This is a genomic window from Armatimonadota bacterium (assembly GCA_036504095.1).
Lineage (GTDB): Bacteria > Armatimonadota > DTGP01 > JAKQQT01 > JAKQQT01 > DASXUL01.
The window spans coordinates 67,806-88,965 of the sequence record DASXVS010000013.1 but is presented as its reverse complement, the minus strand read 5'-3'; the positions used below and the strand labels follow the sequence as shown (position 1 = coordinate 88,965).

Annotated in this window: 16 protein-coding genes, 1 tRNA gene and 1 pseudogene; 13 read left to right on the top strand and 5 right to left on the bottom strand. The window is 63.7% G+C overall.

What is annotated here, in order from left to right; translation table 11 throughout:
• The first annotated feature begins 409 nt into the window (after nt 1-409).
• The 4 genes from VGM51_02265 to VGM51_02250 all read left to right on the top strand — a co-directional run bounded on the left by VGM51_02265 (nt 410) and on the right by VGM51_02250 (nt 4,986).
• Nucleotides 410-1,813, top strand: a complete 1,404-nt coding sequence (locus tag VGM51_02265) for a hypothetical protein (protein HEY3411859.1) — start codon at nt 410-412, stop codon at nt 1,811-1,813.
• A 43-nt stretch (nt 1,814-1,856) separates the two neighbouring features.
• Nucleotides 1,857-3,170, top strand: a complete 1,314-nt coding sequence (locus VGM51_02260) for a hypothetical protein (protein ID HEY3411858.1) — start codon at nt 1,857-1,859, stop codon at nt 3,168-3,170.
• Between the two features lie 43 nt (nt 3,171-3,213).
• Nucleotides 3,214-4,518, top strand: coding sequence for a hypothetical protein (locus tag VGM51_02255; GenBank protein HEY3411857.1), 1,305 nt, complete (start codon nt 3,214-3,216; stop codon nt 4,516-4,518).
• Between the two features lie 75 nt (nt 4,519-4,593).
• Nucleotides 4,594-4,986: a DUF3887 domain-containing protein gene (locus tag VGM51_02250; protein ID HEY3411856.1), complete on the top strand. Its 393-nt coding sequence runs from the start codon at nt 4,594-4,596 to the stop codon at nt 4,984-4,986.
• Between the two features lie 94 nt (nt 4,987-5,080).
• Here VGM51_02250 and VGM51_02245 read toward each other — a convergent pair whose 3' ends face one another.
• On the bottom strand, nt 5,081-9,229 hold the full coding sequence (locus VGM51_02245; protein HEY3411855.1) for a PKD domain-containing protein: 4,149 nt from the start codon (nt 9,227-9,229) through the stop codon (nt 5,081-5,083).
• Nucleotides 9,230-9,581: 352 nt separating this feature from the next.
• On the opposite strand from VGM51_02245, the gene VGM51_02240 reads away from it, so the two are divergent.
• The 3 genes from VGM51_02240 (at nt 9,582) to VGM51_02230 (ending at nt 11,471) form a co-directional block, all read left to right on the top strand.
• Nucleotides 9,582-10,781, top strand: a complete 1,200-nt coding sequence (locus tag VGM51_02240) for a hypothetical protein (protein HEY3411854.1) — start codon at nt 9,582-9,584, stop codon at nt 10,779-10,781.
• A gap of 151 nt (nt 10,782-10,932) precedes the next feature.
• The gene (locus tag VGM51_02235; GenBank protein HEY3411853.1) at nt 10,933-11,118 is read left to right on the top strand and encodes a hypothetical protein; all 186 of its coding nucleotides are present in this window, start codon (nt 10,933-10,935) and stop codon (nt 11,116-11,118) included.
• A gap of 113 nt (nt 11,119-11,231) precedes the next feature.
• A complete protein-coding gene (locus tag VGM51_02230) occupies nt 11,232-11,471 on the top strand; it encodes a hypothetical protein (GenBank protein ID HEY3411852.1) in 240 nt (79 codons plus the stop codon).
• Nucleotides 11,472-11,546: 75 nt separating this feature from the next.
• Here the strand turns inward: VGM51_02230 and serA are convergent, their stop codons facing one another.
• From serA to serC, 3 genes are all read right to left on the bottom strand, one after another.
• Nucleotides 11,547-13,136 carry a phosphoglycerate dehydrogenase gene (gene serA / locus VGM51_02225; GenBank protein ID HEY3411851.1) on the bottom strand — a complete coding sequence of 530 codons (1,590 nt, stop codon included), beginning with the start codon at nt 13,134-13,136 and terminating at the stop codon, nt 11,547-11,549.
• Nucleotides 13,137-13,188: 52 nt separating this feature from the next.
• Nucleotides 13,189-13,554 carry a four helix bundle protein gene (locus VGM51_02220; protein ID HEY3411850.1) on the bottom strand — a complete coding sequence of 122 codons (366 nt, stop codon included), beginning with the start codon at nt 13,552-13,554 and terminating at the stop codon, nt 13,189-13,191.
• A 71-nt stretch (nt 13,555-13,625) separates the two neighbouring features.
• Nucleotides 13,626-14,702, bottom strand: a complete 1,077-nt coding sequence (gene serC, locus VGM51_02215) for a 3-phosphoserine/phosphohydroxythreonine transaminase (GenBank protein HEY3411849.1) — start codon at nt 14,700-14,702, stop codon at nt 13,626-13,628.
• A gap of 437 nt (nt 14,703-15,139) precedes the next feature.
• On the opposite strand from serC, the gene VGM51_02210 reads away from it, so the two are divergent.
• The 6 genes and pseudogenes from VGM51_02210 to surE all read left to right on the top strand — a co-directional run bounded on the left by VGM51_02210 (nt 15,140) and on the right by surE (nt 20,503).
• Nucleotides 15,140-15,216 (top strand) — tRNA-Pro (locus VGM51_02210).
• A gap of 41 nt (nt 15,217-15,257) precedes the next feature.
• A pseudogene (locus tag VGM51_02205) lies at nt 15,258-15,311 on the top strand (prepilin-type N-terminal cleavage/methylation domain-containing protein).
• Nucleotides 15,288-15,869 (top strand): DUF1559 domain-containing protein, encoded by a 582-nt coding sequence (locus VGM51_02200; GenBank protein HEY3411848.1) that lies wholly within the window; start codon nt 15,288-15,290, stop codon nt 15,867-15,869. Before VGM51_02205 ends, VGM51_02200 begins: the two are co-directional and overlap by 24 nt.
• A gap of 228 nt (nt 15,870-16,097) precedes the next feature.
• Nucleotides 16,098-17,507 (top strand): PQQ-binding-like beta-propeller repeat protein, encoded by a 1,410-nt coding sequence (locus VGM51_02195; GenBank protein ID HEY3411847.1) that lies wholly within the window; start codon nt 16,098-16,100, stop codon nt 17,505-17,507.
• A 746-nt stretch (nt 17,508-18,253) separates the two neighbouring features.
• Entirely contained in the window at nt 18,254-19,561 is a 1,308-nt protein-coding gene (locus tag VGM51_02190) for an MFS transporter (GenBank protein ID HEY3411846.1), read from the top strand.
• Nucleotides 19,562-19,681: 120 nt separating this feature from the next.
• Nucleotides 19,682-20,503: a 5'/3'-nucleotidase SurE gene (surE, locus tag VGM51_02185; GenBank protein HEY3411845.1), complete on the top strand. Its 822-nt coding sequence runs from the start codon at nt 19,682-19,684 to the stop codon at nt 20,501-20,503.
• An 87-nt stretch (nt 20,504-20,590) separates the two neighbouring features.
• Here surE and VGM51_02180 read toward each other — a convergent pair whose 3' ends face one another.
• A complete protein-coding gene (locus VGM51_02180) occupies nt 20,591-21,001 on the bottom strand; it encodes a flagellar protein FliS (protein HEY3411844.1) in 411 nt (136 codons plus the stop codon).
• Between the last annotated feature and the right edge of the window lie 159 nt (nt 21,002-21,160).

Genomic DNA, 21,160 nt, shown 5'->3' with positions numbered 1-21,160 from the left:
GGGACCGCTCAAGCAACCCTGCCACCTCCTCGGAACGCGTTCAACTGATAGCCACCAATCGGATTAACGGCGAAACGGGATATGACCACACAATTTGATCGACAAAAACCGAAAACCCGATCAAGTTGCGACCCAGCCTGATTTCCCCATTTCCCCGTTTCCTCATGACCCATGTCCCCATCTCCTTCACGCCCAGGGCGAACGAAACGCCCGCCTTCGCGCGTCCGTATAAAGCGTGGAAGCAATTCAGATGCAGCGCCGCCTGACCGTTGTGCCGGGCCGCGAATGTCATGTTGAGCGCAGCGAAACATCTCGACGCTCCGCTGAGATCCTTCGCTGCGCTCAGGATGACATCCTGCCGCGCTTCGCGCCATATCCTTGAGCCATTGACCACGCCCCGGAGGTCGCCATGAACCGCTGGAAGATCGTCCTGTTATCGCTCTTGGTCATCCTCGTCCTGGCAGGCATCGGCCTCCTCGGATGGATGCGCCCCTACGATCTGGAGACCGAGCGCAAAGCCGCCCGCGCCGCCGGCATCCCGCTGAGCGAAGCGGATCTGAATCTTGTGGTCCTACCGCCCGGTGAGAACGCGGCCAAGGACTACCAGGCGCTGCAGGCGCTCAAGAAGCGCCAGCCGATCGACGACTCGGCATTGGATGCCGCCACAAAGGGAGGGGCCTTCTTCGCTCTGAAGAATCCGCGAACCGCCGCCGGCCTCAAGAAGGCCATAGAGAGCCGGCCAGATGTGGCGCGTCTGGTTCACACCGCCGCCGCCAAACCGCACCTTCGTTTCCCGGGAGACCGGACGGCCGTCTTGAGCCCCGAGGACTTCCCGCAACTCGCCCTCGTGCGCGAGGCTGCAAAATGGATCCGGTGCGAAAGCATCCTGTTGGCGCACGAAGGCCGTTTCGGTGAGGCCGTGAAGAACCAGGCGTTGGGGCTGCGCGTCGCCCGGCACGCCGCCGAAGAGCCGAATCTCATCGCCTACCTGGTGAGCCGTGCGTGCGAAGCCATCGCGATGCAGGGCTTCAAGGATATCCTCGAAATGGCCGGCCCGAACGCGTCGGTCGCCGATGCGGTGCGCCGGGAGATCGCCGCGTATGACCCGCGGGGAGACCTCACCCGGGGCCTTAAGGGCGAATTGGTCCAGAGCCAATCGAAGCTGTACCTCCCGGGGAGCAACGGCTTCGGCGACCGGTGGTTCATCGAATCCTCCAAAGCGGTGTCGATTCACTGGACCGCCCGGGCGATCGAAGCATCAAGCAGGCCGACGCCGGAACGCATCATGGCCATCGAAGTTGTCAAGTCGGACATGGACCGCGAGATGGGGTTTCGCCCGACCGCCGTGCTGACTAGCATGATGATGCCGGTCTGGGCCAAAGCGGCGGCCGCGAGCGTGCAGTCTGAGGCGCAGAGGACGCTCGTGTCCGCGATGGCTTCGGTGCTGGCGTATCGCGCCAGGCACGGCCGATACCCGGACTCGCTGAGTTCCGCTGTGAGCCCCGGGCCCGTCGATCCCTACACGGGTAAGCCGCTGGGATATACCCGCGAGGGGATCGGCTTCTTCGTCTTCGTGGAACAGCTCATGACGCCGGAGGAGGCCCGCGACGGTGGCAAACGGCTGGCGGCCGAGAGCATCATACGCTACCCGCCCACCAAGGCGACAACAACTGGACCGCCGATGCCGGGCGGGCGGCCCATGCCCGGAAGCCCGCCGATGCCGATTGGTCCGGCGCCATCGAGCGGGCCGCCAATGCCGGGTGGGCCGCCGATGCCCGGTGGTCCGGCGCCGTCGGGTGGGTCGCCGCAGTGATGACGGAACCGTTTCCTACGCCGTAATCAGGAGGAGTCATACGATGCAACGCTGGAAAATCGTACTGCTGTCTCTGCTGGCAATCCTCATACTGGCAGGCATCGGCCTCGTCCGGTGGATGCGCCCCTACGATCTGGAGACCGAGCGCAAAGCCGCCCGCGCCGCCGGCATCCCGCTGAGCGCGGCCGAGTTGCGCGTCCCTGTGCCGCCAACCAATGAGAACGCGGCCGCCGAGTATGCCGCGTTGAAGGCAGTGAGAGCCCGCTGGCCGCTGGATAACTCGGCCATTGATGCCGTTGGAAATGTGGGGCCGTCATTGGCGGCGATGGACGCGCGAACCGCCGGCGCGCTGAAAAGCCTCATCAACGGACGTCCGGACGTATCGCGCCTCGTTCACGCCGCCGCCGCGAAGCCGCACTGCCGATTTCCGGCCGACCTGGCGGCCACCGTGGGGCCCGACCTCCTTCCCCAATTCGCGGGGATGCGCGAGTGCGCCCGATGGATCCGGTGGGAAAGCGTCTTGCTGGCCCGCAATGGTCGATATGTGCAGGCGGTGAAGAACCAGGCGCTGGGATTGCGCATTGCCCGGCAGGCCGCCGAAGAGCCGGCCCTCATCGCCTACCTCGTGAGCCTCGCATGCCAGGCGATCGCAATGCAGGGCTTCGAGGACATCCTGGACATAGCAGGTCCGAACGCTGCTGTCGCCGACGCGGTTCGGCGGGAGATCGCAGCGTACGATCCCGGGGCCGACCTCACGCGTTGCCTGAAGGGCGAAGTGGTTTTCGGCTTCACCAGGTTCGATGGCATATCACAAGGCAAGCTCGGCGATTGGTGGTATACCGATCCCTCCCGGGCAGTGTACCTCCACTGGATGACGCGCCTGATCGAGGCATCGCGCGCGCCGGCGTCGCAACGCTACAGGGCCATGGAATCCGTGAACCGCGAAATGGGACGCGCAATGGGCAAGCGGCCGACCGCTGCCGTGACCGCCATCCTGATGCCGGTGCTTCCCAAGGCCGCCGATCGGAGCGTCGTGGCCTCGGTCCGGCGGACGCTGGTGTCCGGGATGGCCTCGGTGCTGGCGTACCGCGCGCGAAACGGCCGATACCCCCAGACGCTCAGTTCCGCGGTTAGTCCCGTGCCCGCTGATCCGTATACAGGCGCGCCACTGGGGTATTTCCGTGAGGGGAGCGGTTTCATCGTCTTCACAAAGCCGTACATGACGGCCGCGGATGCGAAGGACGGAGGACGGCGGCGCAAGCGCGAAAGCTTCATACGCTACCCGCGCGTAAGGGCCGTAAGCAGCGGGCCACCCATGCCAGGAAGCCCGCCGATGCCGGGCGCGCCACCGCAGTGATGATGGAACCGTTTCCTGCGCCGTAATCAGAAGGAGTCATACGTTGCAACGCTGGAAAATCGTACTGCTGTCTCTGCTGGCAATCCTCTTGCTGGCCGTCATCGGCCTCGTCCGGTGGATGCGCCCCTACGATCTCGAAACCGAGCGCAACGCCGCCCGCGCCGCCGGAATTCCGCTGACCGACGCCGACCTGCATATCCCCGTGCCGCCGGCCTCCGAGAACGCCGCGAGCGAGTACAAGGGCATGATCGCCCTGGAAGAGCGCCGGCGTTTCGACACCAGGTCCTTCGACGCCGCGACGAAGAGCACTTCGCTCGCCCTGATGGACGATCGGCAGGCCCGCGCCCTGAAAGCCCTTCTCGAGTCCCGGCCGGACGTCGGGCGCCTCGTGCATGCCGCCGCCGCGAAGCCGCACGCGTACTTTCCGCACGAATGGAACATGGATGCGCTGTTCCCGCAGTTCGCGCAGATGCGGGAGGGGGCCAAGTGGATTCGCTGGGAGAGCGTACTGATGGCCCGCGAGGGGCGCTATGCGGACGCGGTCAGGAACCAGGCGCTCGGTTTCCGATTCGCTGCGCATGCGGCGGAGGAGCCGATCCTCATCGGCCATCTCGTCAGCATCGCGTGTGACGGCCTCACGCTGTCCGGCTTCCAGGACATCCTCGCAGTGGCGGGTCCGAACGCGTCCGTGGCGTCTGCCGTGCGCCGGGAAATCGACGCCTACGATCCGCACCGCGACTTGCTGCAGTGCCTGCGGTGCGAGACCCTGTACGGCCTTAACGCTATGCGACAGATGACTTCCGCCGCGGATATTCGCGCGCTCTCCGCACCGGCGCCGGCGCCATGGAAGCCGGCGGGACGCAAGCGGTCCAACGGCTTTCAGTGGCTCTTTCTGGATCCGTCCGAAGCGGTCTACCTTCACTGGATGACGCGCATCGTTCTTGCGGCCGGCACTCCCGCCTCAGGCCGCGAGGCCGCTGTGGCCGCAGTGCAAGCCGAAATAGAGCAATCGGGCGGGAAGCGCCCAACCTACATGATGACCTACATCCTGACGCCGGTCTTTGCAGGCGCCATTGGGAGCGAAACGCGTTCGATGGCCCGCCGCGCCCTCACGCTCGGCATGGCGGATGTGATGGCATACCGCGGCACACACGGGCGCTGGCCCGAAACGCTCGCTGCTGCTTCACGTTCACCACTGATGGACCCGTACACCGGCAAGCCGCTCGAATACCGGCTGGACGGCGCCGGCTTCGTCCTCTCTGCCCAACCGAACGTCGCAGGCGAGGATGCGAAAACAGTGGCCAAGATGCGCCGGGCCAACACATTGCGATACCCGCCCCAGCCGTGAAACCACGCAAGCCCGCGCTTCGTACATCACCGTGGCGACCGGCGCTAACACCGGCTGCCTGAAAGGACTGCACTGATGAGATTCATTCTGCCCGTCTGCCTGGCGGCCGCGATGCTTGCGCCCGCCGCCTCACTGGCCGCGCCGCGGGCCGCGGCGAAGCCGTTGCCGCCTGTAGTGAAGCGCGCCGTCAACGCTGTTACGGCCGGCGATCCGAAGCCGTTGAAGAACGACCTGACGCCGGAAATGGCCGCCGCGCTCACGCGCGACGTTCTTCAGGCCACAAAGAGCCAGTACATCACGCCCCTCGGCCCCCTCGTATCGGTTAAGATCGTGACCACCACGAAAAACCAGGGTTTCAATGTCACCATCTTCCAGATGCACTTCCGGAAGGGCGGCATGACAGGCCAGATGGCGCAGGACGCCAAAAGCAAGGTGGCGGGCCTCTACGTTCGGCCCGCCACCAAGTAGCTCAATCAGGGTTCCGGGTTCAGGGTTCAGGATTCGGAAACTGAATCCCGAATCCTGCCTCCTTCCCCCTGCCTCCTGTCTCCTGCCTCCTCGATCACGGCGTCACGATGTAGTAGTTGATGGCTTCGCCGGTTTCGAGCGGGGTAACATCGTCGTTGTAGGCAACCCACCTTGCTCCGTCGTACCACACGGCCACGGGAGACGTATTGTACGAGCCGGATCCGGAGTGCTGCGCCAGTACGATGGCGCCGGAGTTACCATTGATGCGTGCGTCGTCGAGATAGACACCGTAATTGGAATAGGCCGTGCTGGGAGACATGACAATCCGTCCTCCCGAAGCGGCGGCGTCAACCCAGAAGTAGCGTTCGGTGCCCGGTATTGTCGCTCCCGCCTCGTTGATTGCCACCCACTTCGATCCGCTGTACCAAACTCCCAGCGTTTGACCGGCGCTCGATATGCGGTCATGCATCGAGAGCACGATGGCGTTCGGGCTGTAATTGATCCGCGGATCGTCCAGGTAGACGCCCCACGGGAACGGTCCGCCTGCCGAGGAACGCGTCACGGCGCCAACGGTTGGCCCGAACGCATAATTGATCTTTTCCCCCAGCGGCAGGATGGCGGTTTCGCTGGAGATTGTGGAATGGTGATCTTCATTGAAGGCGGCCCATTTCTGAACCGCCGGAAGGTACTCAACGGCCAGGGGATGCGTGTTGTAAGCCCCGATGAACTGGTGGCAGGCCAGGACACGGCGATCGGGTGAACCGTTCAGGCGTGGGTCGTCGATCAGGACCCCGTAGCCGCGGCCGACGAGCGGGACCGAACTGAGTTGATTTGCGATGGTCACCGTCACGGCGCCTCCGCCGCCGGTGTCGAGCAATGCGCGCTTGAGCAGGCGGACCGCGTCCACGATGTCGATGTGTCCCGCGGATATTCCGCCGCTCTCCACGTCCATCGCGGCCATATCCGCCGGCGTAGAGGTCGCGAGGCCTCCGGCGATGCGCAGGGCGCTGACGGAATCCGTGGCGTGGATGGTGACCTGCGCGGCCGCAATGGTGCCGGTGCCGTCGGTGATCGTCAGTTGGACCACGTAGGCTCCGGGCCTGTCCGGCGTGAACGACGGGCTCGCGGTGCCCGGATTTGCGATCACGGATGTGCTGCCATCCGGCATGGAGACCATCGTCCACGCGTATGTCAGCGCCGGAACGCCGGTTGAAGCGCTGCCGTCAAGAGCAACGTTGCTTCCGACGATGGCGTAGCGGTCGGGGCCGGGCTCGGGCATCGGCGCGGCTGCGGAAACCACCAGGTTGATGCTCGCCACGCCGCTCGCGCCTCCGGAGTCGGTCGCCGTCAACGTGATGACGTGCGTTCCGGGCTTCAGGCTGTCCGAAATGGAAGTGCCCGACCCCAGCACGCCTTGCAGGTTCGATGTCCACTGCAGCGCGGCGCCGGATAAGCTGCCATCCTCGATGTCCGAAGCGCTGCCGGTGAACGTAATGGTATCCGCGGTCGTGAACGCGTTATTATTGCCGGGGGAGATGATAAGCGCCTTCGGCGGCTTCGTCCGCACAGTGAACACGGCGTCCGATGAGTCAACGCCGGTATTCACACCGTCGGTCGCATACACCCGGAACAACGCCTTCGCGCTGCCGGGGATTTCGTCGAGATTGACCGTGTAAGAAGTGGTCTGGATACCGCTGTCAACCACCTGCCACGACAGTCCGCCGTCTTTGCTGTATTGCAGCGCATAGGTCAGCGGCTGATTATCCGCATCCGAAGCCTGCCAAGTGACGACGGCCGTCGCGCCGCTCAGGTTCTCCCCGCCGTTCGGGCTGAGGACGTGTACGATTGGAGTATTGGCGCTCACGGTTCGCGATGCGATTTCAACGCCGTCCCGCATCACCACGATGCGGTGCGTTCCCGATACCCACGGAACGACCTCCGAAAGCGACGCCTTCAGATCCTCGCCCGCAACGGCCTCCGAATCCACCTTTGGAGAGAAGAGATAAACCGCCAGGTCGGCATCGGCGATGTCTTTCAGGTGGACGCTGTAGTGGCTCGTCGCCGGTCGCGGCGTGGGCTCCAGGTTGGGCATGCGCCAGAACGGCCGCAGTTGCGCCGTCTCCTGCGTCAGGTTCATCTTGGCGCTCACCATCAGGGCGTCGGCGATCGGGGCCCGCCTGGTCCGCAATCCGCTGGGATTCTCAGCCTGGAGCCGGCTCATTATCCCTTCGTAGGTGAAATCGGAAACCCACTCGTAATCGCAGTACGTCATCACGTCGTGGTACACATCGGGGCGGTACACCGCGCGGGGCAGCTTGAGGCCCGGATCCCCTACGTCGAAACCGTAGTTGCCATACGTCCAGTCACTGGCCAGCAGGCCGCTGAAGAACGGGTACGGGACGTACCCGCCCGGGCAGAACGTCCAGATGAAGGTGAAACAGGCCTGCGCACCGCAATACTCGGCGTGGAATCGGCCGAACGTATGCCCCAGTTCGTGCCCCCCGTACCAGTCGCCATACGTGCCGTCCGTGTCCCACCCGAAATAACGATTGCCGGTCGGACCGGATGCCACCCAACCGGGGATGTCGTCCGCCTTGCCGCGCATGAATCCGCCGCCGTCCGCGACCATCCCGTAGTAGTGCGTCCTGTCATCCACGCTGCCGCTGGAGACCTCCATGCTCCGCGTGTCCTGCAGCTGTGAATTGATGTCGTCGGCGCTGAAGGACCCATCCGGGGTGCCCGTCCGCGTGGAAAGCGTCGATCTGCTGCTGATGACCTCGGCGGTCGGGTAGGCGCGCCGCAGCCACGATTCCAGGAAATTGAAGTCCAGGTCGCGCGGCGTGAACACTGTGCCACCGCTGGTGGTCTGGTAGGGAACCGCAAAGAGGCGGACCCGCACGGGAGGCGCTGGAGTAAATGTATTGTACAGATAATTCCCGTATGCCAGCGTGTTGTTCCCCCCGTCAACCTCGAGGCGCGTGTCACAGCCGTCAACCCATATCCCGCTGAGCTGGAAATGGACTTTCGGGTTCTCCGTCCAACTCGCCGGCACCTCGAAATTGAGCGACGCGTTGATGCTCTTCCTCGCCGCCTGCAGGTCCGTCGACTGCGTGGCGGTCACCGTGTTGAGCGATTGAACGCTGTAGGGCGGTATCCCCGCTCCGAGGTAGAAATCCCCGAACGAACTCGGCAGGTACGCGGAGAGCGACCCCGATAGCCCGGGAAGCGTGGTGAGCGGCCCCTCCAGGTGGAGGTAAACGCGCACCACGGTACGCTTGTCCACGATCAGCGGAACCGTGTTCGGCACCGTCTGTACCGCCTGCGTCGGCTCGAATCCGTCAACAACGATGCGCGTGCCATCGGGGATGGGGTCGTATTCCACGGTGGCCGACTTCTCCGCGAAACCCTTGCAGTCCTCGATCCGATCGGTCACTGTGTTCAGTCCCGGGAAGAGCGAGCCGTACAGCCATGTCACGGCGCTGACCCCGGAGGAAACCGGAGTTGTCCATTGCGTGAGCTGGCCCATGGAGGGGCCATGCACCATGATCGTGCGCCTCGCGAACGGATCCCCGGTGATGACGTTGTCCTGAAAGAGGAACCGGTTACAGCGCGTCACAAGGCCGCTTGCCGGCTGGACGATGCCCACTGAGGGGGGATTCACGGCGGGACACGGCGGCGGCGGGCCGATGGTGTCGAACTCGATGTCGTCGATGCCGATGCCGTTGTTGTACCCGATCCCAACGGGCGCCACCCCGATGTCCACCCGCCATATGTCCGCGGCGAACCGCCCGATCTCCATCGGGGTCCGGATCAGCGTCGGGCTGGTCTTCGCCGGGAAAGTAACGGTGGTGGACGTGACCTTCGAACCGCCTGCGTCGTAACCGGCCATTTCGATTGTCGTCGATTGGGTCGAGCTGAAATCCAGCCCCACCCACGCCTTCACGCGCGCCTGTCCGGCCGTAAAACTGATCGACATGGGACTGTTGCAAAACTCCGCCGCAAAGCACGGTTCCACCGCCCTGATCCCGGAATGCGCAAACCCGGGGATCTGGATCTGGCCCGTATCGAAATTGATATCCGTGGCGTTGCTGAAAATAACGCCTAACGATGCGTACTGGTTGGTGACCTGCACCGACGTGGGGCCGGTGCCGAGGTCCTCGAAATCGATCACAACCGCGCCGGCCGGAACCGCGATCACCACGGCCACGGCAAGTGCGCGGGCTAGAAGGGCTGTATACTGCATTTTCTCCGACTCTCCTTAACACGCCGCCGGACGCCGCGAGGGCTGCCAAGCTGCGCGTCGCGTACCGTGAATGAACTCGCCCGCCCATACGGAGGCGAAGAGCGGGCGTACTATTAATGACGCAAAGTAATGGGGTCTATTCTAGCCTGCCCAGTAATTACCGGCCACCCAAGTGATATAAGAAGATGAAAAGTGTCGGTTCGCCTATTGACTCATTCACTCATTGACCTGGTGCTTCATTAGCCCTCAGCCCTATCACCTCAGCCCAACCCCCCGGCTATCCCCCAACTCCCCCGGGGCGCTATCCTCTTTCTAGGCGCCCATCGCCCTGAACGGCCGCCACGAGTCCAGAATGCCTTCCGAACACCCTCATACCGAAAACAACGTGCCGTTCATCGACGCTATCCTCCCGGGCCTCGGGGGGCTTCTCGCCGGTGGCGTCTTCCTCCTGCCGGCGATGGCCGTGGACGCGGTGGGGCCGGCGGCGTTGATCTCGCTCCTCCTGGCCGCGGCGCTCGCCCTGGGCCTCGCCCGACTGGCGGTCTCGCCGGACCGTTCCGGCGCGCCGTTCTCCAGTTTCGTGCCGTGGTGGATGGGCGCCGTCGCCAGGATTGCCGCGGCTTCCGCCCTGGCCGGCGTTCTTTCGGCTTATCTGCTGCCGCGCGGAACCGACGCCACGCACAGTGTTGTCGCAGGCGCTGCCCTGCTTCTGGCGGGCGCGGCGGTGATGCTCGGCGTGGCTTCCTCGCCGTCCGCTGTCTCCATCGCAACGGGTGCGGCAGTGGTCGGTATCGGGTTCTACGTGGGGCTCGCGGCGCCCCTGGCGACGCGTTCGGGCTTCGTTCCATTCGCCCCGCACGGCTGGGCCGCCGTGCTGCCCGGCGCGGGCCTCCTTTTCTTCCTGTTCGGCGGACTGGAGTATCCCCTTTGCCTGTCGGGCGTCATCGTTCGCCCCCGGCAGAGCATTCCGCGCGCCGCTCTGCTAGGCGCGGCGCTGATGGCCGTCATCGCCCTCATCGTCACGGCCGTCTCTGTCGGCGTCGGCGGTTCGGCGTTCACCACCCACCGTCTCTTTGCGAGGTCGGTCGACCACGCCCCACTCCTCAGCATCGCCGCGGCGACCGGGCAGCCGATCGCTCTCTGGGGCCTCTCCGTCGGCGCCTCGGTTTGTTGCGCGGTGGCCATCCACCGGCTGCTGTCCGAGGCCGCCGAATCCATCGCTTCTCTGGCCAGGCTGGGGCAGTTGCCGCGGGCATTGGGGGTTGCGTCGGGAAGCGGCGACGCACCCTGGGCCGCGGCGCTGGCGGCGTCGGCGATCGCGATAGGGGCCTCGCGAGTGGCGTCGCTGGAAGGGCTGATTGAGTTCGCGTCCGGCGCGGTCCTGGTCTCCTACCTGGCCCGCCTGGCTTCCCGGGGGTGGGCGTGGCTGGCGGGCGCGATCGTCCTGATGCTGGCCCTCATGCCTCCGTCCGCATGGCGATCGGTGGGCGCCGCCGCCATACTCGGAGTCGCCTGTTACGCTGCGAGGGGCCTGTGGAAAACCGCATCATAAGCGGCGTGCCCGTAACGCCGGCCGTTCCAGCGCCCCTTCGAGCGTGCGCGTCGCCGGTATCCACAGCGTCAACCGGGTTTCACCAGGTTATCCACAGCGCTTATCCACAGGGCTCGGGCGGGTGATGGGGAGCGGACACAAACGCCGTTGGGTGCGGTTTCTCTGCCTCATCTGGTCGGCGCTCTGGTTCATCTTCTGGTTCGGCACGGCCATTGTTCCGCTCAATCCGCACGCGCGGGCATGGGAGCAATCGCTCGCATGGTTCCGGACCGGGGCTCTGTTCGCCGCGTGGGCCGGCATCTTCGCCTGGAAAGCCCTTGAGCGTCCCGGCCGCTAGACACGCGCCGGAACGACCCTCGTCTTTCCCCTCCAGTTATTCGTCGCCCTTCGGGAACCTATTCGCCCGGCAGATGAGTCTACATCCATGGATGCGAGAGAGGAGGGCAACCGATGGGTCGGAGTGCTTACCTGAATGTTGATGGCGCTCGCAGCCAGGAGGCGTATTTCGCAAGGATCCGCGCCGCGGTCCACGAGTTGCGCACCGGCAAGCCTACCGTTCAATGCCCCCGCACCGGATGCGGGGAAATCATAGAGGCTTCGCGCTTTGGCGTGATGCTCACACTTCGCTGTCCCGCCTGCGGACTGATCTTCCGTGGGAATGAAGACAAGCTGCTGCTTTACTACGAGTGAAATCGGCGCCCATACGCCGGAAAAAGCGCCGGCCGGCCCGCACGGGTCGGCCGGCGCTTTTACTGGGTGAGGGTCCTAAAACGCGATCGGTCTCGCGTTGTCCATGCCTTCCACCTTCAGCAGTTCCTGTAGCAGAGGCTCCGGAATCTCGTCGTCCACGGTCAGGATCATCAGCGCCAGGCCGCGCTTCTGGTGGCGGCCCACCTGCATGCCGGCGATGTTGATCCCGTTGTTGCCCAGAAGCGTGCCAACGGTTCCGATCATCCCGGGCTGGTCGTGGTGGCGGGCCATCAGCGCCAGGCCGGTCGGTTCAACGTCTACGCGGAAGCCCTCGATGTTCACGATGCGGATATCACGGGCGCCGAACTTCGTCCCGGCGATTTCGTGGCGCCCGGATTCTGACGTGACCGTCACGGTGATCAAGTCTGTGTAGTCCGCGGGCGCCTCCATCTTCGATTCCACAACCTTGATGCCGCGCTGTTCCGCCAGGATCGGCGCGTTCACGTAGTTCACGCTTTCCTTCATCAACGGCTCCAGGAGCCCCTTCAGAACCGCGCGCGTCACCGGACGGACGTCCAGTTCCGCAACGTCACCGCAGTAAGTGATCTCAACGGTCTCAACGCGGCTCCATCGGAGCTGCGCGTGCAGGCGGCCAAGTTTTTCAGCCAGCGTGAGGTATGGCTTGAGCAATGCGTACATCGCCGGGTCAATCGCCGGCATGTTCACCGCGGCGCGGGCCGGTTTGCCCGCCATGATGTCGGCGATTTGCTCCGCAACGTCCATCACCACGGCGATCTGCGCCTCGGCGGTGCTGGCGCCCAGGTGGGGTGTCGTAAGGATCTTCGAGTGCCCCAATAGCGGGCTGTCCGCGGGAACCGGCTCCTTTTCGAAAACGTCGATCGCCGCCCCGGCGACCCGGCCTTCGTCGACCGCCGCGCGAAGCGCCGCCTCATCGACGATCCCGCCGCGCGCCACATTGATGATCCTCGCGCTCGGTTTCATCACCGCAAGCTGCTCGGCGCCCAGCAGGCCGCGCGTCTGCGCGGTCAGTGGCACGTGGAACGTCACGAAATCGCTCTCCCGGAAAATCCGCTCCAGTGTGCTCAACGTAACGCCAAGCCGATCCGCCGCCTCGTCTGTAAGGTATGGATCGTATGCCAGCACGTGCATTTCGAAGGCTTTCGCCCTCGCCGCCACCTCACGCCCGATCTTGCCCAGGCCGATAACGCCCAGCGTCTTCCCATAGAGTTGCACGCCGACGAACTTGCCGCGCTTCCATTCACCCGCCCGCATGCTCGCCACGGCGTCCGGAACGTTGCGCGCCAGCGCCAGGATCAGCGCCATCGTGTGCTCCGCCGCAGCCAGGGTGTTCCCGTCCGGCGAGTTGACCACGATGATGCCTTTGTTTGTCGCGGCCGGCAGATCGATGTTGTCAACGCCCACACCGGCGCGGCCGATCACTTTCAGCCGATCCCCCGCGTTGGCCAGGATATCGTCCGTGACCTTCGTCTCGGACCGCACGACCATCGCGTCGTAATTGGGCAGGTTCGCCTTCAGTTCCTCCGGCGTCTGCTTCGTGATCACATCTACTTGCCCAACCTGCTGGAGGCGCGTAACGCCAACCTCCGCGATCGGGTCGGCAACCAAAATTCTGATGTTGTTCATAGGGTTTAGGGTCTAGGGTATGGGGTCTAGGGTGCGAAGCGGAATGCCTTCGCTAGCTGGTATGAGACAGTGAGCGACGAAGACTTCCGAGCATGCGGCCAACTTCGTCTGCCTGCAGCATGAGCGCTTTATGTGCCCCCTCGTCTATATATGATAGGCGTGCGGCAATTTGAATGTGTGTCTCAAGTTCAGTTAGCGAACCGGAAGCGATGCTCAGGTGGTTCAGATACTCGGGGCGGTGCTGGCGCCCATAGCCTTCCGCGATGTTCGCGGGAACAGAGACGGATGCTCTTCTCATCTGGCTGGACAAGCCATAGACTTCTGATCGAGGGAACGCTGCCGAGATCGCATAGCACGATACCACCAAGTCAATCGCCATCTGCCAAACAATGAGATCTTGGTAGGATCGTAATGCCATTGTAATGCCTCGTTGGACAATGCGCCCAGTGTGGCCTTCGGGACTATACCCTACACCCGAAACCCTTGACCCTATCCCCTGAACTCCCTCATCAGCCCCGCAAGCGCCTCGCACGCTTCCACCGGCAGTGCATTGTACGTGCTGGCGCGGACGCCGCCCACGCTCCGATGGCCGTTCAACCCCACGAATCCCTTCGCCTTGGCGAGAGCGAGGAATTCCTTCTCCTTCTCCTCGTCGCTCACCCGGAACGTGATGTTCATGACGCTTCGGCTGCCCGGTTCGGCGTGGCCCACGTAGAACCCGCCGCTTCCGTCAATCGCGTCGTACACGATCCTGGCCTTCGCGGCGTTCCGCTTCGCCATCTCGCCGAGGCCGCCGCCCGCCTTGAGCCAGCGCATAACAAGCATGCTGATATAGATCGCAAACACCGGCGGCGTGTTGTAAAGCGAGTTGTTCTTGGCCATCACGTCGTAGCGCAGCATCGTCGGAAGCGTCTTCGGGCAGCGTTCCAGCCAGTCGTCCCGGATGATCACCATCGTGGCGCCCGCCGGGCCTGCGTTCTTCTGTAGACCCGCATAAATCACCGCGTAATCGGCAACGTTCACCGGGCGCGACAGCATGTCGCTGCTCATGTCCGCCACAATCGGGGTCCCCGGAAATGCGGGCAGGTCCCGCCACTGGGTACCGTAAATGGTGTTGTTCGACGTGATGTGCACGTAAACCGGGTCGTCGCTCAGCGCGATCTCGGCCGGCGTCGGGATATGCTTGTACCCCGCCACTTTGCCGGACGCCGCAACGTGCGCGCTGCCGGTCTTCTCGGCTTCAGCCAGCGCTTTTTCCGACCACGACCCGGTGAGAACGTAGTCCGCCGTACGCCCCTCGGCCAGGAAGTTCATCGGGACCATGGAGAACTGCAAACTGGCGCCGCCCTGCAGGAAAAGCACCCGGTAGTTGTCCGGGATCGAGAGCAGTTCCTTCGCGAGCGCCTCCGCCTCCGTGACAACGGCCTCGAAATCCTTCGACCGGTGGCTGATCTCAAGGATGGACATGCCCGTGCCGTTGAAATCCAGGAGATTCCTCTGCGCTTCTTCAAGAACGGACTTGGGTAGGACGGCCGGACCGGCGTTGAAATTATAAGGTGGCTGCATGGTATTCTCCTTGTATCCAGTCATCAGCGTACCGCCGCATCCGCCGGATGTGGGGCGCCCGGCTCAAACCCTGTGAATCGGCGTGAACCCTGGCGGTACGTCTGTCGTCATGCATAAGTGGCCGGTAGACCCCGGTTGCTCCATTTTGTGGCGCGTTACGCTCAAAGTCAATGCACGGGATTCGGCGAGCAGACTCCGGGGCATCACAAATCGGCTGTAGGTTTTCCGGCCGAATGGTTGTATATTTTCTTTTGGCTGTTTTGTTGCATGTTGTGGTAACATGAGGGTGTTGAGCGCTTGCACGGTTATCTGGGCCAGGGCGGCCGCGGCGAGTTGACGAAGATGTGCGATCTCGTTTGGCATGTGATGGGACGGCATGGTATACTCTCTCTTGCGGGTGCGTCAGACGGCGCCCGCGCTGTTGCGCGGCGCGTCATCGGGGTGTGGCTCAGCTTGGTAGAGCACTCGGTTCGGGACCGAGAGGTCGATGGTTCAAATCCATTCACCCCGACCACTTCTCCCCTCCGCCGCCATCCTGCGCGTGTTCCTGCTTTCACCCTCATCGAATTGCTGGTCGTCATAGCGATCATCGCCATCCTCGCGGCCATCCTCTTCCCAGTTTTCGCCAAGGCACGCGAGCGCGCAAAGCAGACGGCATGCGTCTCCAACCTCAAGCAGTTGGGCATCGCCATGATCAGTTACGCAGACGACAACGATGACCACCTCCCCCCGGCGGAAAAGCTGCGATCGTCTACACCCACACTCCCGACAGCCCTACCAAACGTGCTCAACAGCTTCGTGAAGTCGGTCGAGGTCTTCCGGTGCCCTTCAGACAGCAATAATCAGAGGTTCGGAGGCACATTCTGGCCGACCATCCTCTGGCAGTCCTATGGCCTGAGCTATTCGTACAATTCCGCCCCGCCCGTCAATCCGCCGCCGCACGACCAGTGGCTCGTGTACTGGCGGGGAGGGCGAACGCGATCCGAATTCAAGAATCCAACGGCAACCGGCGTTCTCTCGGACACCAATCCCTGGCACCGGTACACGGACACCAGCGGAAGCAGCGCAAGCATGGCACAGGCCGGCTATAACGTGCTTTTCGAGGACAGCCACGTCAAGATGCTGATAGGCGCCGACCGCGACACCGCCATGCAGGCCGCGCCGTGATGGCCGCCCCCGCCGGCGGTACTTTGTGCCTGTCGGCTGCGCCGGCGAATATACTTTGGAGAAGACGAGCAGAAATGGTGCCCAATCATGCAAATGCACGCGGAACCCACCGCAATCGGCGCGCGTCACACGCATGATGGGGACGTCGGCGCCTGACCCCGTGACAGGAGTAAGCAACCCGCAATGGCTATGACAACCAGCAGATGGATATCTTTACACGCGTTGCTGATGATTTTTGCAGCGGTGCCCGGCGCCAACGCCGCCGGTAAAACGATACCGCCGCGCTCCGCTAAGAGCGTTCGCGCCGCGGCGCCGCGCCACGCCAAAGCCGCCAAACGCAAGGCGGCATCGGGGCGGACTGCCCTGGCGATGCTCCAGACGTCTACGGCGCCCAAGCTTCGCACCGTGAGCCCCGGCGCCAGCTGGCCCATGTTCCGCGGCAACGTCAAACACACCGCCTTCACACCCATTAATGTGAACGTTCCGCTCACACCCGCCTGGACCTGGCAGGGAGACGCGGTGGCCATCGCCTCCTCGCCCGCCATCGTTGACGGAGTGGTCTACATCGGCACCCGCGACGACGCGGGCGGAACCAAGGGCTCGCTGCTGGCGATCGACCTCAGCACCGGCAAGCTAAAATGGCGTTACAACGTCTCGGACAAAGCCCGCACGATCATGACTCACACCGCCAAGGTTCAGCCGCTGCCCACCGCCGGCGCGAATACCGAGGCCCTGGCATGGGTGGACTCAACTCCCTGCGTGTCCGGCAATATGGTCTACGTGATGTCGCGCGATGGCGCGCTTCACGCGCTCACCACCGCGGGCGTCCTCAAATGGCGGCTGCGCACCGGCGGACTGGATACGTCCAGCCCCACCATCGTGAACGGCACAATTTACGTCGGCTCGGGCTACCCCAACAAAGATTTCTGGGCAGTGGACGCCGTCAGCGGCGTGGTCAAATGGCGGACCAATAGCGGACTGGCCGATCCGCTGCTGAAACGGCCGGGTCAATATGTGTATTCTTCCCAGGCATTCGCGGACGGGATCGTCTACGCCTCCGCCAATGACGGCGGCTTCTATGGATTGAACGCCACCACCGGCAAACTCAAATGGCGCTATGAAACGCAAGGCGGGGTCTACTTCCACTCGCCCTGCCTGGCCGGCACTCTGCTGATCGGCGCCCCCGGCGACTATGATACCGCCGTCTATGGCATCAACCGCACCACCGGCGAACTGGCGTGGAAATACGTTTCAGGGCTCCAACACTCCTACGTGTCCTCGCCCGCATACGACGGCGATACCGCCTACGTTGGCATCGGCGAGCCCGATCAGGAAATCGTGGCACTTAATGCTCAAACGGGCACGCTGAAATGGAAGTATGTTACTGGATACGCTACCCAGAATTCGTACACTTCGTCACCCGCGGTGACGAATAACGTCATCTTCGTCGGCACGGCCCAGGCGAAACGGGGAGATCCCGAGTCGGGCCGCGTTGTTGCACTGGACAAAGCCAGCGGCAGCGTCCTCTGGCAGACGTCCCTTCCCAAACCGGTACTCTCGTCGCCTTCCGTGGCGGGAAACTACGTTGTCGTCGGTTGTATGGACGGCACGGTACGGGCGTTCACCTGGACGCCTTGACGTAGACATAAACGCTGCCGGCGCCGCGCAACGGCGTCCGACGGCACATCGTAACTAGGCGCCTGCACCGTGAACCCTACAGGGAGAACGGTAAAAGGCCGATGGCGTAAGTGGTAAACGCTATCTGACAAGTAGTGTGACCCGGAAGGCGCCGAATGGCGCAAAATGAGTCACCAAGAGCGTTGAAATTGGCTCGAAATTTGCCGTTGCATTCATGCACGATAAAGCTAGGGCTGTGTGGGGTTTCCCACAGGACGCTCATGTGTAGGGTTGACATTTTGACGCAGATATGTTATAGTTGCGTCGGGGTGTCTCGGTCGGCCTCTGGGCCTGAGGGCAGGCCAAAGGCGAAATTTTTCGGTGTAGGTCCCCTGGCCGAGCCGAACGCATTCAGTCTTCGCAGACCGTTACCGCGAAAGGGGTGAACAGGATGAAGTCTCGTTCCGAAGAAGCGAAGGAAAAGAAAGTTTACTCGAAGCCCACGGTGGTTTCCGAGCAGATGTTTGAGACAGCGGCTTTGGCATGTGGCAAGTGCACTAGCGGCCCGTTCCCGCAGTTTGCCTGCGGTTCGCTGCCTCAGGCTTCCTGAGCTGGCACACAGACCTCATTATCCCGGTCGGGTACGGCCGGAATATCAGGAATCGGAGAAGAGCACTTGCTCTTCTCCGATTCCGGTTTTTGGCCCCATCTCCCCTCCTCTCCATCCGTCTATCATGCCTTGGGCTACCGCGCCAACCTGATGAGCCATGCTGGAAACCACCACCCGACCGCACACCCCATACTCGCGCTTTAACATCTTCGCGTTCCTGTGGGACATCATCACCTACTATGCGGGCAGCACACTACTCTCCACCGTCACGATTCTGCCCCTGTTTGCCAGCGAACTAGCCCCCGCACTCACGCACGCGACCGGCGCGGGGCCTTGGGCCGCTTTCCGGAACCACCTCATCAACCGCGATGTCATCGTCGCGCTCATCCCTGCAATGGCCATGTTCGGGCTGCTGCTGCCCCAGGTGATAGGCGCGCGACTCGTCAGTGGTCGCGATCGGTACCGGCCGATGGTCGTCCGCCTCGGCCTCATCGAACGCACCTTCCTGCTCTCCATCGTGGTGAGCATGTACCTCCTGGCCCACGCATCGCCCGCCCTGCTGCTGTCGGTTCCGCTGGGATTCGTGTTCGCGTGGTTCTTCGTAATGGGTCTGAATCACCCCGGCTACACGGCGATGCTGGAACATACCATCCCTGTGGAATTGCGCGGGCGCCTGTTCGGGGGCGGCGCGGCGCTGGGCGGGGTGGTCGGCTTCGCCGTTGCGATGCTGGCGAAGTGGTTCCTGCAGCGCCTTGAGTTCCCCTATGGCTTCGTCGCGTGCGCGGGCGTGGCCTGGATCATCCTCGCCTCCGGGCTGATACCCCTGGCGTTTGTACGCGAGACCCCGTGGCCGCAGCCGAAGGAAGAAGAGGGCACGATCCATGGCCGGATACTGTCGGTCCTCCGCACGGATCGCCCGTTCTACCTGTTCGTGGGTTCGCAGATCCTGTTCGCGTTTCAGATGATGGTATCGGCCGTGTACACCACCTATGCGCTCAAGCGTTTCCAGGCGTCGCCGGGTGACATCGCGGTGCTGGCGGCCGTCATGGCCATCGCCGGCGGGGTCGGGTATATCGTCCTCGGCCCGCTGGCCGATCGCCACGGAAACCGGGCTGTTCTTTTCTGGTCCACCTTGCTCACCGGCGTCTGCACGCTGGCTGCGTGGCTGGCGCCAACGCTGGGTTGGTACACGGCGGCGTTCGTACCGATATCCCTCGCCAACAGCGGGTGGCAGTTGACAGGATTCAACATCGTGATGGAGTTCGCCCCCCGCGGGCGCGTCCATATCTACACGGCCGCCGCGGCCGCCGTGCCGGGCCCGTTCCGAGTGATGGCGCCGTTGCTGGGAGGGATCCTCGTTGCCCAGTTGGGGCGGCACGGCCCGGTGTTCGCCGCCGCGGCCATTGCGGCGCTCGCCAGCGCCGCCATGCTGGCATTCGTCCGCGAACCAAGAGAGAAGGGGTAGGGATATAGGGTGTAGGGTCTCGGGTTTCGGCTCAATTCCCCAAACCCTAGACCCTACACCCTAGACCCTACACCCTAGACTCTACACCCTAGACCCGACACCCTATACTGACTACTGCCAATGCGAATACTGCTCACCAACGATGACGGCGTCCACGCGCCGGGGCTCTTCGCTCTGAAGGAAGCGATCGCCGAGGTCGCCGAGATAGGCATCGTCGCCCCCGATCGTCCGCGTTCCGCCAGCGGCCATTCCATCACGCTCCACAAGCCGCTCAGGGTGTCCAGCGTGCGCCTCGCCGACGGCTCGCCCGCGTATTCCTGTACCGGCACACCGTCCGATTGCGTCGCTCTGGCCCTGCGGGGCGTGCTGCCGTTCACACCGGACCTGGTCATCTCCGGGATCAACGACGGCCCCAATCTGGGCTGGGATCTCACCTACTCCGGCACCGTCAGCGCCGCCATGGAGGCCTGTATCATCGGGGTGCCTTCGATAGCCATCTCCGCCGTACGTATGAACGACTATCCGTTCGTGAAAGATGAGCCGGAACTCCCGTTTGCGGAGCGTAAGGGGACCGATTTCGGCGCGGCCGCGCGGTTCGCGGCGCATCTCGCCGTCGTCCTGCACGAGCACCGCCTCCCGCCGTTCAACCTGCTCAACGTCAACGTCCCCGCCATTCCCACGGGTGAATTACGGGGAGTGAAGCTCACCAAACAGGGAATCCGCAAGTACGTTGGCGAATTGGAGACCCGCACGGACACGTCGGGCCGGACCTACTACTGGATGGGCGGGGAAAAACCCGAGGATGTGCTGGAAGAAGGCACCGACGTCTCCGCGCTCCACGCGCGACAGATCAGCGTCACCCCCATTCATATGGACCTCACCGCGTACCCGATCATGGACGCCCTGCACCAGTGGACACACATCGAAGCGTTTGGGGGCTAACGGTAGGTCGGGCCTCCGTGCCCGACACCTGCAACCCGATACCTGTCACCCGCCACCGGACACCTGTCACCCGCCACCCGGCGCCTGTCACCTTCCACCCGCCACCCGGCACCTGCCACCCGCCTCCAGCCACGCGTTGCGCAGGCGGGTCAGCACGAGGCGCGTCTCAGTGATGGCTTTCCGGTCTCCGTGAAGGGCGTCCGACAGGCGGTCCAGGAGCGACTGGTAGAGGCGTTCCAGCGTCTCCGTCATTGCCGGGGCGACGGCGTGGTCCAGTGCGCCCATCATTTCGAGGAGGACGCGTTGTGCCTTCTCCACGTTGAGTACCGCTGCGTCCTGGTTTTCGGCGGCGCGGGCCGCATCCGCGGCCTCCAGGAATCGCAGCGCGCCATCGCACGCCATCACCACCATACCGCGGGGGGAAAGCCCCAGATCGTTGATGGACGATCCGCCGTGTAAAGCGCTCCGGGTTCCGCGATTTGTTGAAGGTCTGGGCATGCGAAAGGCGTCCCGCGGCTGAAAATGGCAGCCCCGGCTGTCTCCGCAATACCTATCGATTGTCCGCGTTCGCCGCTTGAGCGTCGGCGGCTACGGATGTCGGTGGAACTATCGTATGCCGGACGCCGCGCGATCGGCCCCTCAGTCCTCAGCCCTACC

Coding starts and splice junctions, on each gene's coding strand:
- VGM51_02265 (HEY3411859.1), top strand. CDS start 410: ATGAACCGCTGGAAGATCGTCCTGTTATCGCTCTTGGTCATCCTCGTC.
- VGM51_02260 (HEY3411858.1), top strand. CDS start 1,857: ATGCAACGCTGGAAAATCGTACTGCTGTCTCTGCTGGCAATCCTCATA.
- VGM51_02250 (HEY3411856.1), top strand. CDS start 4,594: ATGAGATTCATTCTGCCCGTCTGCCTGGCGGCCGCGATGCTTGCGCCC.
- VGM51_02245 (HEY3411855.1), bottom strand. CDS start 9,229: ATGCAGTATACAGCCCTTCTAGCCCGCGCACTTGCCGTGGCCGTGGTG.
- VGM51_02240 (HEY3411854.1), top strand. CDS start 9,582: ATGCCTTCCGAACACCCTCATACCGAAAACAACGTGCCGTTCATCGAC.
- VGM51_02230 (HEY3411852.1), top strand. CDS start 11,232: ATGGGTCGGAGTGCTTACCTGAATGTTGATGGCGCTCGCAGCCAGGAG.
- serA (HEY3411851.1), bottom strand. CDS start 13,136: ATGAACAACATCAGAATTTTGGTTGCCGACCCGATCGCGGAGGTTGGC.
- VGM51_02220 (HEY3411850.1), bottom strand. CDS start 13,554: ATGGCATTACGATCCTACCAAGATCTCATTGTTTGGCAGATGGCGATT.
- serC (HEY3411849.1), bottom strand. CDS start 14,702: ATGCAGCCACCTTATAATTTCAACGCCGGTCCGGCCGTCCTACCCAAG.
- VGM51_02195 (HEY3411847.1), top strand. CDS start 16,098: ATGATTTTTGCAGCGGTGCCCGGCGCCAACGCCGCCGGTAAAACGATA.
- VGM51_02190 (HEY3411846.1), top strand. CDS start 18,254: ATGCTGGAAACCACCACCCGACCGCACACCCCATACTCGCGCTTTAAC.
- surE (HEY3411845.1), top strand. CDS start 19,682: ATGCGAATACTGCTCACCAACGATGACGGCGTCCACGCGCCGGGGCTC.
- VGM51_02180 (HEY3411844.1), bottom strand. CDS start 21,001: ATGCCCAGACCTTCAACAAATCGCGGAACCCGGAGCGCTTTACACGGC.